Genomic DNA, 13690 nt, shown 5'->3' with positions numbered 1-13690 from the left:
GATGGGTACAAAATACATCAGAATTATCAGATAAATTGGCTGGCAAGCTTCATGGCCAGAGGATGATAATTATATTGGTAGCCTCCCACAAATTGTACAACACGTCCACCCCAACCGCGCTTGAAACGGTATACACCCGCCATTGTCTCTTCTTCATTGTCTGTGTCAGGAATACCCCAGAAATCATAGCTTACGGCTCCATGGGCCCTGGCCCAGCGAATCGCCTCCCACTGCAAGAGATAATTGGGCATGAGCTGACGCTTTTCATTGCTTGAAGCACCATACATGTAGATCCCTTCGCGCGCATACAGCGAGACAAAGATGCCTGCCAGGAGTTGCCCCTCATGCTCGGCCAGGAAGAGGCGCAGGTGCTCATCTGGATGAAAGCATTGCCAGGCTCGCTGGTAGTACCGCAACGTATGGATCCCAAAGCTGTCACGTTCACTGGTCGTCTGCATTAAGGCATACCAGGCATCTACATCTTCCAGTGTTTGCGCGACGCGCACCATCACGCCGCGCTTACGCGCCAGGCGTACATTATACCGCCACTTCTCCTTCATTTGCGCCAACAGCGTATCTTCTGAGGGCGTCACGTCCAGGGTAATCGTGCGCAAAGGCTGTACAGCGGGAACAGGCTCCATTCCGGTACGCGCAAAATAGCTCTGAGCCCAGGAACCTGCTGGCGAATCAGCCTCCAGGTTACACTCCACACGTAGCGCCATGGCCCCCTGTTGGCGCAGGAAGGCATGCAAATGTGTAAAAAAGGTCTCGCATAGTTCTGGCTGCGACCAATCGAGCACTGGACCGCGAGGGACATATGCCAGATGTCCCAGGCGTGCAGGCACATGCGAAACCGTGCGTTGCAGGACCTGCGCGGCCGCGACGATCCGCTGCTGCTCATCAAAAAGCGCCAGGCGCAGAGGGTGCCAGTTCGGAGACTTTTTCAACTCTCCCCAGTTCCAACTTTGCAGGAGATGACCATAGGTATGTTCGGCCACAAAGCGTTCCCATTGCCAACCTTCAGCGGACGCAAGGGGGCGCAAGGTATACCTTTGAACAAGAGATGACATGTTAAGCGTACCAACTTTCCAAACACAAAAACTCCAACTGTATTACCTATCATATCATGTTGAGCGAGGGAGTAGGCTTGTTATAGCAGGGCGCCCAGAGCTAAAGTTACTGTTCCTAATTCATGAGTCAAACCGGCCCAAGCGCATCAGTATCACGAGAAGTGAGCAGAAGCAGGCGGCAGTGGAAGCGGGGAGGCATTAAGTTCCCCTTCTTCTTTTTTCTTCTCAGGCATGAGCGTGCTCGTCCTCATGCCCGAAATGCTTTTTATCTCAGAAAGGCCCATACCATGGTTGAAAGGCGAGGAGATTTGTTTAGCGCGTTGACGCGCAAGAGAAGCGGGTGTACACTACACTACAGGGGAACGGGGAAGAGGATGGTCCTCTTTTCGCATGTTCAGCAGAGAAGGAGCCCGACATGCCAGAAAGTAAGGAACAGATCCAGCAAGAAGCCTATGTGCAAGGCCAACAGATGAAGCAATGGCACAACCAACAACAGCGCGTCCTCACGGAGGAGGCCCTTGCGATTCTGGCTGCTGATTTTGCCCAGATCTCTCTCTTTAAATCCAACCAACAGGTGAGCGTAGCCGCGACTCATGAACGCGCAGGGGTCTGCATAAGAGCGTTTCTGGAGGGCTACAGCTCTGGGCTTGCGTGAGCTCTCCCCAGAGAAAGAGCTGGCATCCTCTTCAAGGATGACGAAAAACAAGACAATAAAAGAAAGGTGGAAAGCATGGAACCAATCAGAGAACCCGAAGGAGCAGAACTGGAAACAGAGGACCTCACTATAGTGCAGATTATGCCTGCGCTGCCAGGCTGGGGTGCCGCCTGGGGCACGATAGAAGAGCCAGAACAAGGCGAACCAGGATACTTTACGGAGCCGGTCGTGTGCTGGGCTTTGGTGGAAGCAAGCGATGGGCACCGCTTTGTGGCGGCGATGGCACCAGATCTGGAAACCAGCAAGTTAAAACTCATGCTCGATAGCGGCAACTTTCTTGGGTATTCCACCCCTACCTATGCCCTCGATTGGATGAAACTTGCCTCTACCAAGCGAACGGAGAACCAGACATCCCCCCCCTAAGAGCTGACACTTACACACAAGTTTTGGCGTGCTGAAAAGAAAAGCGTGAAAAAGCCAAGGAGGAAGGCTCATGGAACAAGAACCTTTGCAGCATGCCGACGAATGGGCCGCCCAGACCTTCGGAGCAGCAGAATTGGGGGATCCACGACGCACAGATCGTTTGCTCAAGGTCTCCAGCGCGTTGGCAACAACCCCATCGGGTTCCTTGCCTCATGCGTTGCAGACCTGGGGCGAAACGCAGGGGGCCTATCGCCTGCTGAATCTGGACGCCATCACCTATCAGGATATCCTGGCTCCCCACTGGAGCCAGGTCTACGGCGAGGCAACCCAACACTTTTGCACCCTGCTGCTGGCAGACACGACCGAGTTTGACTTTTCGACCCATCATGCACTCAAAGGACGAGGGCCGATGGGCAACAGCAAAAAAGATATTGGCTTCAGTTTACACACCGTGCTTGCAATGAATCCGCACAACCAGCAGATCTTAGGATGTATGACGCTCTCACCCTTCATTCGTCAGCTTGCTCCCGTTGGGGAAACCAAGGCGGAGCGCAAAAAGAGAGAGCGAGAATCCCACGTCTGGGAAGAGAGCGTGCGGCAGATCGGGCGAGTGCCTGAGCATCATCAATGGGTCTATGTAAGCGATAGCGGCAGCGATGTCTACACGTTTTGGCAGACGTGTGAGGATCTAGAGTATGATTTTGTGTTGCGAGTGGCCCAGGATCGTAACGTGGAGATTTCCCAAGGGGATGCGCAAGCAAGGCTCGACGAAGGGCATCTCAAGGCCCTGGCTCGTGCCCTCCCTGGCGTAGATGCCCATCTGGTGCACATTCCTGCCCAGCATGCTCAGCCCAAGCGAGAAGCACTCTTACAGATGAATTTTCAAAAGGTGCGAGTCCAGCCACCTGTGAACGGAGCCTGTTTGCGCAAAACGGAGATTGTCGCCTGGGTCGTCCGGGTTTGGGAACCGTCCCCACCCGAAGGGCAAGAACCGTTAGAATGGATCGTGTTGACCACGCTGCCGATCACTTGCCCAAGCGAGGCATGGGAGGTGGTGCAATGGTATGGCTGGCGTTGGCTACTGGAGGACTTCCACAAGGCACTCAAAACTGGCTGTCGGATGGAGCAGCACAATCTGCAAAGCATGCAGGCCCAATGGAACCTGTTAGCCATCCTCACTCCCATTGCCTTGCGCCTGTTGCTGATACGACAAGCGGCACAGCAAGCCACCGAGATCCCTGCGGGGAATGTGGTTTCTCAAGAGGCTATCCAGGCCGTGATCTTGTTGGATCACCGTCACCGCAACATTGTGACGGCCGAGCACTTGTGGCGCGCAATTGCCCGTCTGGGAGGTTACCTCGACCGGAAGAGTGATGGACCACCAGGATGGCAGACCTTATGGAAAGGATGGATGCGGGTCATGGACGTCTTGGAGGGCGTTCATCTCGCCGCTCGTCTCCATCCTTCATGATTTGTGTGTAAGTGTCAGCCCTAAGAGCAGGGGACGCAAAAGGCGGGTATCCCATGGGCATACCCGCCTTCTTCTCACCCCTTCGCAAGGGAGACGTGGCTACGCTCTCTACTTTTTCCGTTCGTGCCGGGGGCCTCTCTGCCTCTTTCGTCTCTCTACCTGTCCTTCTTCCAGCAGGCCCATCCTCTTTTCAGGAGTGCATTTCTCACTAGCCGACGATTTGTAACTGAGTCACAATATGGGGAAAGCCATCATGGCAATTCACCAGATATCTTGCAACGCTTTCACTAGGGTACGCTTTGCCTGACATGTTTGGAGATCCCTTTGATACATACTTACGAAGCAGAGGATTTTTACCAGGAGAAAGGATGTAGCGGATTTCTCCGGTATATTGGCGTTCCCGCACCTGAATGGTGACCTTCTCCCCAAGCGGGTGCGTTCCTTCACCCATCGGCCCAAAAAGCTGGATGAGTTGTTCATCACTTCCGTCAAGCGTATAGAGTTCATAGACGCGACGCCCATTTTTAAGAGACTCAATGATGGAGACGCGCTCATCCGTTTCCATTGTCACAATCCAGAAACTGAAAAAGGTCTGTGGCTGTACAACCTCAACAGGGGTCCACATCAAGGCTTTCAGGTTTGGGTGTGCGTGAATAGCTTTGAGCGCTGCATGTTCAAAAAGCTTGATTTGGATTTGACGAAGAAGATTATCACTTGTACGCCGGCTAAGGGTCAAGAGCGAAGCAATCTCAATGCTATCCACTTTTACTGAAGCCTGCATGCCAAACTGTTGCCAGTCAATAGCATCGAGCGTGATATGAAATTGCTCGCAGATGGCTGTCATCTGCTCGGCTTTGTGGCAGGCTTCTTGGTGTTCCGTGCTCCTGTTTTGAGGTAAGTAGGTCATCGGCTATGGCTCCTCTCAAGGCAGATAGGAAACCTGCCTCTTCTGGGAAGAACATTCCACGATAAAAATGAGGGGAATGCGGCTCATGGATGTCTTGATTGGAATGATCACTCCTTGGATGACCACACGCTATCGGCTACGTGTATCATGCTCTCTACGAGAAGGCTTGCGGATGGTATGGGGATCGTCAAAGCACGTCATCACCAGCAATGAGTGAGCGCAGATGGGAAGTGAAGAAAATTCGCACGATGTTCTTCCCTTCCTAAGTAAGTCATCTTTGGCAAGCGATTGTAGTAAGTCATCTTTGGCAAGCGATTGTCAATGATAGTATACCCGAAACGGGTATTTTTTCAAAAATTGAGCGGAGCCGTCAAAGAAAAAAATAGAGTGCAAAAGGGCAAAACATCATTTTTGTCATTTTCCATTGTTTCCTTTTCGTCTGTGCTATACTAGAGCGGGAAATGGGGAGATCTACCCCCAGCAATTGACCATGAGGAGACACAACGGCTCTTATCCAACGCCCTCATAAAAGGCACCGTGCTGTTTTTGATGCGCACGATCGTGCCAGCGTGCTCTGGACCTCAACAGAGCATTCCCTACTCGTTGTGCTCACCTCATAGCTCGCCCTTCTGCTCTACACCCCACAAGATAAGGGATGCGGATGCGGTAAGAGGAGGCAAAGGCAGGCTCTGCCTCTTCCTTCTTCTCTATGAGAGCATGCCTATGCTCAAAGAAAGGAGCTCTCTTGTAACAGATGCGGAACATTGCTCAGAATCACGATAATGTTTCTTCTTTACCCCATGACCATCCTCGTGCTACGGACGCCTCTTTTGACAACTTTCTTCAACTTCAGGCACAGTTGCTCGAACGTGCCCATGATGCAATTCTCGTTCGTGATCCTCATGATGTGATTCTCTCCTGGAATCGAGGAGCACAAGAACTCTACGGCTGGAGTGCAGAGGATGCGGTGGGGAAAACGGCCCATATCCTGCTCAAGACACGCTTTCCTCATTCACTGGAAGAAGTAACGACTCTGCTCAGCCAGGAAGGCCAATGGGAGGGCACACTGATCCATACGTGTCGTGATGGACAAGAGGTGATCGTGGAAAGTCGTCAGGGACTGATTCAACATCCATCCTCAGGACGCATAACCGCTATTGTAGAGATAAACCATGATATTACCCAACGTGAGCGTCTTGCAGAAGAGCAGGCCATCTCTCACGCAACGGAACTGGTGCTCCGTGAAACGGTTCGGCGCATGGACGAGTTTATTGGCATTACCGGACATGAATTACAGACCCCCATGACCACCATTAAAGGGAATCTTCAGCTTGTGAGTCGACGCCTCGCGCAATTGAGCGAGAATGCCGCGCAGTATCCTGAGCTCCACACCACGATCAGTTCGATGCAAACCGCCCTTGAGCGAGTGGAGCGGCAGGTACGGGTGCAGGGTCGGCTGGTGAATGATCTTCTTGATATCTCACGTCTTCAAGTCAATGGCTTAGAACTTCATCTTGCTCCCTGCAACGTGATCACGATTGTACGCGAAGCAGTTGATGACCAACGTACCATTGCTCCAATGCGCACCATTTCCTTACAGACCAGAGAAGAAGATCTGCCAATCCATGCGGATGCGGATCGCATAGGGCAAGTCATTGCCAATTATCTCTCGAATGCACTCAAATATTCGATTGCCAGCCAACCTGTGGTGATTGCGGTCACGAAAGAAGGGCATCGGGTGCGCGTCGCTGTAACTGATAGGGGACAGGGGCTTACACCACAACAACAAAAACAGATCTGGGAACGCTTCTATCGTGCTGAAGGAATTACAGTCCAAAGTGGAACAGGTGTCAATCTTGGCCTGGGATTGTATATTTGCGGACAGCTTATTCAACGACAGGGAGGTGAAGTGGGGGTAGAGAGTTCCCCTGGACAAGGCTCCACGTTCTGGTTCACCCTTCCCCTAGTTGAGAGAGCGAACTCCTGACGTGATCCGATAGCATAGCTCTTCCCAGAGGAAAGGGAACGCTTCTCCCCTGGCGGCGGCTGAGACATGAGTTGGACTTTCAGCCGCTAGCCCCTTTCTCTCCCGCTCGAAGAAGCCCATTCGCCCTCGCCCTGCAACGACTTTCTTGCATCTGCATCCTCACCCATCTTCGCGGAAGTCAGGTAGAGCTGTATGCGTCGCAGAGATGAGCCAAAAAAGGGACGGGACCGAACGTTGACAGCAATCGTGCAGAAATGCTACACTTGCTCTATCCCTGCAGAGTATCAGTGCATGGGCTCTCTGTTTGGGATGCAAGACCTTGCTGCCGACAGACAATGGAGGTATTTCCTTGCTGCTCCTGAGAGAGAAGCACACAAGAAACACTTCCAGGCACGCAAGCAATTGCCAAAATCCATCTCTACGGAGGAAGGCAACACACGTGATGCAGAGATGGAAACGTGTGTGATGAACACAACAAAAGAACATCGGGCGCAAAACGCCTATTGTTTTTGGGTGGAGTGTTGCGTGTTTCCCAACAAAGCAACACTGCTGATAGGTCTCACTCGCATCTCTCGTTACTTGTATGCACAAAAGCGTTTGGTATGAATAACGACAGACACTCATCCCAATTCACACAGATCTCTCTGGTTTCCCACCCCTCGCTTTCCGCGCAGGACGACGTTCTCCTCATCAACGCTAGTCAACACCGCAATCAGGAGGCATTTGCACTCCTTGTGCGCAAATATCAACGCCCTATCTTCACGCTCGCTTTACATATCCTGCAAAACGATGAGGAAGCCGATAGCATCACGCAGGAAATGTTCCTGGCCGCATGGAAGGCGCTCCCCTCGTTCCCAAAAGACGCTCCATTTTCTCTCTGGCTCTCGCGTCTGACCTATCAACGGTGCATGCAACAGCGGAAACAGCAAACATCAGAAAAGAGGGGGCACGCAACGCTGCACGCTGTACCTCGACGGGAAAGACAGCATCAGCAGACCATGGTCGCAGGAGGAGATCTGTCCAAACTGCCGACCATTGCTCGCGTGGTTTTGATCCTGCGCTATCTTCAAGAATTGACCTATGAAGAAATGGCCCTGGTTCTCACCCTTCCAGTCCACACCATTAAGGGCCACCTATTTGGGGCGAGAAATCTCCTGAAAGAACAAGGTCAGGCTCGTCAACAAGGAGAGGATTGAAGCGGAGTCGAGAGCGATCAGAGCATCGAGCGTTACCACTCTAAGCAACGCATTGATGACGAATCCAGCGGACGGGGCATTGTCAAATGAGTGATTGAGTGAGAGCATAGGGCTGAGAAAAAGCTTGTCAGGTGAACAATTGCAGGTGAGAACTGAGGAAAGAGGCCCTGTTATGCAACCTTCTGTCCAATGGTGATCTCGCTGCAGATTTCAAATTGTCTCGCATGAGGGCGCGATAGTTCGAGGCCTTGAGACGATGCTTTTTGGATCGAAAATGATCCGAGATGGGTCCAAAGGCCGAGAAGAATCATTGCGCTACCAGGTAATGTGAATCGGCGCGTGGTTTGTTCGCGTTGTCGGGTGGGTTGATGCGAAGCTTCTGCTCTATTGTTGAGGTCTTTGTGTTGGCAATGCTCGACGCTGGGCATGATGTCTTTCTTGGCGGCAGCATAGCTGGCCAGTTTACTGGTGATGAGCACGTGTGAAACATGCTCCAGACCTTTGAGGAAAAGGGTGATGGCGACTTGCAACACCCCTGGATCTGAGAGGTAGAGAGGTAGCTACTCTCGCAGAAACGGAGAAAATGTGCTATACTAAACAGATACTGTATAGTGCTTTGTTGCTCCAAGTAAACTGACTGAGGTGATGGTGCGCAATACAGAAGTTTACCTATTCACTCCGCATAGCGGAGAATGAGAAAGAGAGTTCCTTTTGACTGACCAGATACTGTATTGTCGCGATTGCAACCAGGAGTTTACCTTCACCATAGGCGAGCAAGAATTTTATGCGAGCCGTGGACTGACGAATACCCCAAGCCGTTGCCCTGAGTGCCGGGCAGCCCGCAAACAAGCAAACGGAGGCTCACGTGGTGGCTTCCAGCAGCGCGAAGCACGCCAAATGTACACCGCTACCTGCGCGAGTTGTGGAAACGAAGCCACTGTTCCTTTCCAGCCACGAGATGACCGTCCCGTCTATTGCCGGGATTGTTATCAGCCCCGTGAAACGTCACATGCCACCAACAACCGATCGAGCTGGTAACGCCGATGTGCCAGATTATTGTCAACCCGGATAGACCATTTGAAGTTGCGGTGAAACAATTTAGCCGCAGCGTACAAAATGCGGGCATTCTGGCTGAGGCTCGCCGTCGTCGTCACTATGAGACACCCCAGGCTCGACGGAAGCGAAAAGCAGAGGCACAACGCCGAAGACAAAAACGATCTCGCTTCTAGCCACAAGTCGGTTGAACCCATAAAAACATCCTCAAAGATGGCGTGCTTCTCCATGTAAGCACACCATCTTTTCGAGAACAGGCGGGTGAGAATAGGCATATGAGGGTGGGATAGGCGTACTCAGTCTACTGTACTTTCTCCCTCGTTTTCTTCAGGAGAGGCTATGTGCCTATGAACAGAATACCAACAGGCCAACTCGTTTGGAGCCTCAGGCGATGTACCACCACCACTGGTGGAGAAGACTGGGATCGCGTCTGTGAGCAATGCAAACAGGTCATCCCTGTCTTCGAGCATGAACACCGGGATGAGCAAGGACGCCCTTCTTTCAGTTACCTTTGTGAGGGATGTGCGCAGAAAAAGCTGGCGGAATGGTTGCAATGTCAGCACAGCCCTGATTATGTAAGTTTCAGCACGGTGACGGACTTTGATCTGGCAACCGTCTATTACGAGCCAAAGAATGAAGGCGAGACCTTCACCCTGACTCGCTGGAGTCCAGAGCAACGCCGCAGAAGGTTACAATGAGAGGCATAACGTATCCTCTCCCTCTCTCTGGCGTTCATTGGAGTGGCCCCATTCGGTGGAAACCGAGAACAGAAGAGAGCCATGAGTGGAAAAACGATCTCTCTCGAACAGGGAAATATGCAGTTGTTCATCATACGATCTCTCTCAATGAGAGCGTGCATAGCCAGATACCACAAAAGAGGCTGAAGTAATGTAGTTTCGCTTCAGCCTCTTCCTCTTTGCTTTCCAGAATATGATTACAGGGTGGCCGCTATGCCCTTTTTCTCCAACAACCCATGGATGTCACTCAGTATGTCCTCTTACTCTATTAAGTTAGAGAGGCAAAAAGAAGAAGCCCTACAACTTACATCTTCCTCATTTCGCTCTAGAGGCCGATGAAATCTAAACCGTTTCTCCAAACTTATCAGTGCGGATGAGCCCATCAAAAGTGCGGATAAGCCCTATTTTCCAAAATTGAATACCCCTATAGACCAGCCCTAAAAGCGGGTCTATAGGGGTATATCATGACATTGATTGAAAGAATATTTGACAGCATCATTGACAACATAACCGGCGAATTATCACGAATTCAGGCGGGTAATTCGGACGTACCTGAACGGCTTTGCTAACTCAATGCTATCCTGCAAGCAGGTATGCTACAATACAAACTGGTTATCACCTACATCCCAAAAGCGGTCTCTGACCGACAGGAGGCATTCCGTGAAAATTGTCATCCTTGGCTGTGGACGCGTTGGCGCGACATTAGCCACGCAGCTTGACAAAGCAGGACACCATGTCGTAGTTATCGACAACAATAGCGACTCATTTCATCGTCTCAACAGCGACTTTCATGGCGAGACTATCATCGGAAGTGGTGTAGATGAAGATGTATTGCGCCGAGCTGGCCTGGCTGAGGCTGATGCCTTTGCAGCTGTTACCAACGGCGACAATCGCAACATCATGGCTAGCCAGATAGCCAAAGAGATTTTCCACGTACGTAAAGTGGTATGCCGTATTTATGATCCCATTCGCCAGAGCACATACAACGAACTGGGCATAGAGGCCATCTGCCCAACCATTGTTGGCGCAGATCTGATGTTCCACGCGCTCATGAATACCAAGTAAGCTCGTTTTCCAGGTATACCAACCGTCATAGGGCGAAATGCCTGTGGCATAAACAGAAGAAAAAGATAGAGGCTGAAGGACTATGTATATCATCGTTGGAGGTGGTGGCGATGTTGGCTACTACCTGACCCGAAACCTACTTAGCAGAGGGCACGAGGTGCTGCTCCTTGAGAAATCGTCGAACCGGGTGCAAACCCTTAGCGAGGAGTTAGGGCAATCCGTCATAAAAGGTGACGCCTGCGAGGCACGCATAATGGAGGAGGCCGGGGCCCAACGCGCGGATGTCGTCATCGCCGTCACTGGTGAGGATGAAGACAACCTGGTCATCTGTCAGATGGCGAAGAAACGCTTCAACGTCACCCGCACCATCGCCCGCCTCAACAACCCCAAGCACGAGGAGCTATTCCAGAAGTTGGGCATCGATGTCACTATCAGCCCAACCAAGGCCATTCTCTCACTTATCGAGAGCGAGCTTCCCGGACCACACTTCATTCCGCTGATGACACTGAAGAAAGCAGGACTGGAGATCGTGGCGCTTAACGTTCCCCCGCTCTCGCCAGTTTCCGGAAAAAAGCTCAGCCAGGTACATCTGCCGCGCAAAAGCACACTAGCCCTGATCATGCGCGGGAATGAGCCCCTCTTCCCCACCGCAGACACTGAGCTGCAAGAAAATGATGAAGTCTATGCCCTGCTCAGCAGCGAGGGTGAAGAAGAGCTACGCAAGATCTTTGGCAATTCGTAATCGCCCGGCTCTGGTCCTCTTTGGTCCTCTAAAAGGGGCCTTTCTGGATAGAAGCGTGATGGACCCTGGTTGCCTGCGGCAGCCAGGGTCCATCACGCTTCTATCCAGGCGGGCGCCGCAAGCGCCAAGAGTCAAACCTGGAATGTGTAAATGCGGTTAACGAGAGGAGGGCGGCGTCGTCTCTGGCCCTCTCTCAGGTGTCTTCTTCTTCTCCTCCTCCTGCTCAACCTCGTAGAGCAATTCCGAGTAGGAGATCTCACCTGAAGGCGACTCAGAGGTGACCTCCGGTCTTTCTCCACTACCACCGGGAGAACGCGTCTGCTGGGCAGACCGTTTGTGTAATAACTGCCCATTTGGGCGACGTATCGTCCAGGGGGCACGTTTGCGAGCCAGAATCTGGTCCGCGCTCTCGCCTCTGGCTGAGCGGTAAATGCTCGCCACTACCACCCAGAGCGCCGCAACGACAGGCGTTGCCAACAAGGCTCCAAAGACCCCAAAGAGCTGAGCACCAACCAGCAGCGAGAGAATAGCCGCCACTGGATGCAGGCCCACTGCATGACCCACAATACGCGGTCCCAGGATATTACTCTCAATGACCTGGAGCGCGATAAAGCACCCGGCAACAATTAATGTACGCGGGAAAGGATCTGGCAGCAGCAACGAGAGCAGCAGCGGCGTAATCGACGCCAGAGCAGGCCCCACCATGGGAATGGTCTCAAAGAGAAAGGCCAGCACACCACAGATCAGGGCATACTTCCCCAGCGGAGGATTGACGGCACAAATGACGCCAACCAGGATCCCAACGATAACGGCCAGCGTTAACTGTCCACGAATATAGTTGCCCACGACCCGCGAGAGTGCATCTTCAAAGAGCAACACATTAGGCAGAAAACGCTTAGGCGAGAGACTCACCAGGCTATCGCGAATGCGTTTCCCGTCAACCGTGAGATAGAAGCTCAAGACCACAATCAGAAAGATATTGATAAGTGCATTCACAAGCACAGTCACAAAACTCAGCGCGTTATTTGTCAGCGTAAACGCAAACTCGTTCGCCTTACTCTGTATGCTTGTGATGGTATCGTCAATATTTTTCTGCGGAATCTTGATATCATGGAGGTAATTAATGAAATTCTTATAATTCTCAGGTAGCGCGTTGGCATAATTCTTAATGGTATCTGAAAATGCCAACGATTGCACAATCAAATTAGCTGCGAGGAGATAGGTCAGGTAGCCCAAAGCCCCAAGTACAACTACATAGACAAGCAGCGTCGCCACCGCTCGTGGAACATGATACTTCACCAGGAAATTTACCAGCGGCGTTAATAAGAAGGCCACTGCCATTGAAAGTAAAAGAATAATAATCGCATCGACAAACTGGCCTAAGAGTGCCCAGGTCGTGCTAAAGATAAGGCCAACGCAGATAATACAGATGAGAATATCACGTGTGCGTTGCCAGTTAATTTGACCCATAGCCTTTTGTCTCCTCTAGTGCATATACATTCTCTATTAGTACGCAGGCACGCAGGTGTATTGTGACATGTTTCCTACCAGACAACAAGAGTTTGCCTATTAAATGCAGAAACAAGCAAAAGTAGCTTCTGTTTTCAGATTACCATGTTCTGGAGACGCAGAAAAGGGGGAAGGGAGGCTTTTTTTGTCTCCAGAATGAACAAATAGCCATTCTTTACCGATAAAGGCTAGGGAAAGAGTTCTATATGATTAGACGAAGCGGCATGTATGGCTTAGAATACAGGAGTGTTGTGTAAAATAAAAATAGGAACCATAACAGCACAGCTTGAAACTTTTGGCGCTTCCGTTTCGTCATACCCTTGAAGCAGTCCAGGAGAACCATCCCAAAGCCACAAGGGGATGCGAAGACCTAAAGCACAAAGTTTCAGCCATGTTCAGCTCGCTCATATATATCGGTTATCACAATAACAAGAGTTCGCTGCTGTTTTTCCCACAAAACAGCCTGGAGAAGGGGACGGATTAGTGGACGCAACAACCGCCATCACATCGATGAACGACACGACGCATATGTTGATGACCTGGACGCTTGTTGGGCTACTCTTAGCCTGGATGATCGTTTTTGCCTGCCTGGCTCTTCGTAGAGGTGCAAAGCAGGTCGAACATGCACCCATGCCTTCAACGACTATAACTCCCACACCAGTCTCCGTTGCACCAAAGAAGTTGCATGTTATAGCGGTCCAACCCGTGACCCCCAGGCCTGCCTACCAGGCCAGGGAGCAGAAAATAGCGCACACGCAAGCGGTGCTTTTTGAGCATACGAGTGCTGTACGCTAAGCGTCCAGGGTTCTCTATCAAGAACAATCGAGAAAAACTGTACAAGGCAGGCTATGGCAGCCTGCCTTTACTTTTACTGG

Annotated in this window: 15 protein-coding genes and 1 pseudogene; 12 read left to right on the top strand and 4 right to left on the bottom strand. The window is 51.5% G+C overall.

Features of this window, described 5'->3' with window-relative positions:
* Positions 1 to 26: 26 nt before the first annotated feature.
* Positions 27 to 1070 (bottom strand): peptidoglycan bridge formation glycyltransferase FemA/FemB family protein, encoded by a 1044-nt coding sequence (locus KTE_RS17060; RefSeq protein WP_201382879.1) that lies wholly within the window; start codon positions 1068 to 1070, stop codon positions 27 to 29.
* A 415-nt stretch (positions 1071 to 1485) separates the two neighbouring features.
* Between KTE_RS17060 and KTE_RS17055 the strand changes: the two genes are divergently transcribed.
* From KTE_RS17055 to KTE_RS17045, 3 genes are all read left to right on the top strand, one after another.
* Positions 1486 to 1725 carry a hypothetical protein gene (locus tag KTE_RS17055; protein ID WP_201382870.1) on the top strand — a complete coding sequence of 80 codons (240 nt, stop codon included), beginning with the start codon at positions 1486 to 1488 and terminating at the stop codon, positions 1723 to 1725.
* Between the two features lie 75 nt (positions 1726 to 1800).
* Positions 1801 to 2148, top strand: a complete 348-nt coding sequence (locus tag KTE_RS17050; RefSeq protein WP_201382869.1) for a hypothetical protein — start codon at positions 1801 to 1803, stop codon at positions 2146 to 2148.
* A gap of 70 nt (positions 2149 to 2218) precedes the next feature.
* Entirely contained in the window at positions 2219 to 3619 is a 1401-nt protein-coding gene (locus tag KTE_RS17045) for an IS4 family transposase (RefSeq protein WP_201378659.1), read from the top strand.
* 208 nt (positions 3620 to 3827) lie between these two features.
* Here KTE_RS17045 and KTE_RS17040 read toward each other — a convergent pair whose 3' ends face one another.
* Complete coding sequence (locus tag KTE_RS17040; RefSeq protein WP_201382867.1) at positions 3828 to 4526, bottom strand: hypothetical protein; 699 nt, start codon at positions 4524 to 4526, stop codon at positions 3828 to 3830.
* 754 nt (positions 4527 to 5280) lie between these two features.
* Between KTE_RS17040 and KTE_RS17035 the strand changes: the two genes are divergently transcribed.
* The 3 genes from KTE_RS17035 to KTE_RS17025 all read left to right on the top strand — a co-directional run bounded on the left by KTE_RS17035 (position 5281) and on the right by KTE_RS17025 (position 7709).
* The gene (locus KTE_RS17035; protein WP_201382865.1) at positions 5281 to 6513 is read left to right on the top strand and encodes an ATP-binding protein; all 1233 of its coding nucleotides are present in this window, start codon (positions 5281 to 5283) and stop codon (positions 6511 to 6513) included.
* A gap of 234 nt (positions 6514 to 6747) precedes the next feature.
* Positions 6748 to 7119 (top strand): hypothetical protein, encoded by a 372-nt coding sequence (locus KTE_RS17030; protein WP_201382863.1) that lies wholly within the window; start codon positions 6748 to 6750, stop codon positions 7117 to 7119.
* Positions 7116 to 7709 carry an RNA polymerase sigma factor gene (locus tag KTE_RS17025; protein WP_201382861.1) on the top strand — a complete coding sequence of 198 codons (594 nt, stop codon included), beginning with the start codon at positions 7116 to 7118 and terminating at the stop codon, positions 7707 to 7709. The genes KTE_RS17030 and KTE_RS17025 overlap by 4 nt, the downstream gene beginning before the upstream one ends.
* A 170-nt stretch (positions 7710 to 7879) precedes the next feature.
* Here KTE_RS17025 and KTE_RS49615 read toward each other — a convergent pair.
* Positions 7880 to 8215, bottom strand: a pseudogene (locus tag KTE_RS49615) (DDE-type integrase/transposase/recombinase); the annotation flags it as partial.
* Between the two features lie 205 nt (positions 8216 to 8420).
* Here KTE_RS49615 and KTE_RS17015 point away from each other — a divergent pair.
* The 5 genes from KTE_RS17015 (at position 8421) to KTE_RS16995 (ending at position 11306) form a co-directional block, all read left to right on the top strand.
* A complete protein-coding gene (locus tag KTE_RS17015) occupies positions 8421 to 8747 on the top strand; it encodes a zinc-ribbon domain containing protein (RefSeq protein ID WP_201382857.1) in 327 nt (108 codons plus the stop codon).
* A gap of 5 nt (positions 8748 to 8752) precedes the next feature.
* The gene (rpsU, locus tag KTE_RS17010; protein ID WP_201382855.1) at positions 8753 to 8938 is read left to right on the top strand and encodes a 30S ribosomal protein S21; all 186 of its coding nucleotides are present in this window, start codon (positions 8753 to 8755) and stop codon (positions 8936 to 8938) included.
* 171 nt (positions 8939 to 9109) lie between these two features.
* On the top strand, positions 9110 to 9460 hold the full coding sequence (locus tag KTE_RS17005; protein WP_201382853.1) for a hypothetical protein: 351 nt from the start codon (positions 9110 to 9112) through the stop codon (positions 9458 to 9460).
* A 699-nt stretch (positions 9461 to 10159) separates the two neighbouring features.
* Positions 10160 to 10564, top strand: coding sequence for a TrkA family potassium uptake protein (locus tag KTE_RS17000; protein ID WP_201369568.1), 405 nt, complete (start codon positions 10160 to 10162; stop codon positions 10562 to 10564).
* A gap of 82 nt (positions 10565 to 10646) precedes the next feature.
* Positions 10647 to 11306 carry a TrkA family potassium uptake protein gene (locus KTE_RS16995; protein ID WP_201369569.1) on the top strand — a complete coding sequence of 220 codons (660 nt, stop codon included), beginning with the start codon at positions 10647 to 10649 and terminating at the stop codon, positions 11304 to 11306.
* 156 nt (positions 11307 to 11462) lie between these two features.
* Here the strand turns inward: KTE_RS16995 and KTE_RS16990 are convergent, their stop codons facing one another.
* Positions 11463 to 12776 (bottom strand): AI-2E family transporter, encoded by a 1314-nt coding sequence (locus KTE_RS16990; RefSeq protein WP_201382851.1) that lies wholly within the window; start codon positions 12774 to 12776, stop codon positions 11463 to 11465.
* A gap of 522 nt (positions 12777 to 13298) precedes the next feature.
* Between KTE_RS16990 and KTE_RS16985 the strand changes: the two genes are divergently transcribed.
* A complete protein-coding gene (locus KTE_RS16985) occupies positions 13299 to 13610 on the top strand; it encodes a hypothetical protein (protein WP_201369571.1) in 312 nt (103 codons plus the stop codon).
* Positions 13611 to 13690 lie beyond the last annotated feature (80 nt).

It is taken from the genome of Ktedonobacter sp. SOSP1-85 (assembly GCF_016587415.1).
In the GTDB taxonomy this organism is placed as follows: domain Bacteria; phylum Chloroflexota; class Ktedonobacteria; order Ktedonobacterales; family Ktedonobacteraceae; genus Ktedonobacter.
This window is presented reverse-complemented; position numbering and strand designations above follow the sequence as displayed.

What these genes read in the sequence shown, in the direction of transcription:
- KTE_RS17035 (WP_201382865.1), top strand. Translation starts at nt 5,281, where the DNA reads ATGCGGAACATTGCTCAGAATCACGATAATGTTTCTTCTTTACCCCAT.
- KTE_RS17055 (WP_201382870.1), top strand. Translation starts at nt 1,486, where the DNA reads ATGCCAGAAAGTAAGGAACAGATCCAGCAAGAAGCCTATGTGCAAGGC.
- KTE_RS17025 (WP_201382861.1), top strand. Translation starts at nt 7,116, where the DNA reads ATGAATAACGACAGACACTCATCCCAATTCACACAGATCTCTCTGGTT.
- KTE_RS17060 (WP_201382879.1), bottom strand. Translation starts at nt 1,070, where the DNA reads ATGTCATCTCTTGTTCAAAGGTATACCTTGCGCCCCCTTGCGTCCGCT.
- KTE_RS17040 (WP_201382867.1), bottom strand. Translation starts at nt 4,526, where the DNA reads ATGACCTACTTACCTCAAAACAGGAGCACGGAACACCAAGAAGCCTGC.
- rpsU (WP_201382855.1), top strand. Translation starts at nt 8,753, where the DNA reads ATGTGCCAGATTATTGTCAACCCGGATAGACCATTTGAAGTTGCGGTG.
- KTE_RS17045 (WP_201378659.1), top strand. Translation starts at nt 2,219, where the DNA reads ATGGAACAAGAACCTTTGCAGCATGCCGACGAATGGGCCGCCCAGACC.
- KTE_RS16990 (WP_201382851.1), bottom strand. Translation starts at nt 12,776, where the DNA reads ATGGGTCAAATTAACTGGCAACGCACACGTGATATTCTCATCTGTATT.
- KTE_RS16995 (WP_201369569.1), top strand. Translation starts at nt 10,647, where the DNA reads ATGTATATCATCGTTGGAGGTGGTGGCGATGTTGGCTACTACCTGACC.
- KTE_RS17050 (WP_201382869.1), top strand. Translation starts at nt 1,801, where the DNA reads ATGGAACCAATCAGAGAACCCGAAGGAGCAGAACTGGAAACAGAGGAC.
- KTE_RS17005 (WP_201382853.1), top strand. Translation starts at nt 9,110, where the DNA reads ATGAACAGAATACCAACAGGCCAACTCGTTTGGAGCCTCAGGCGATGT.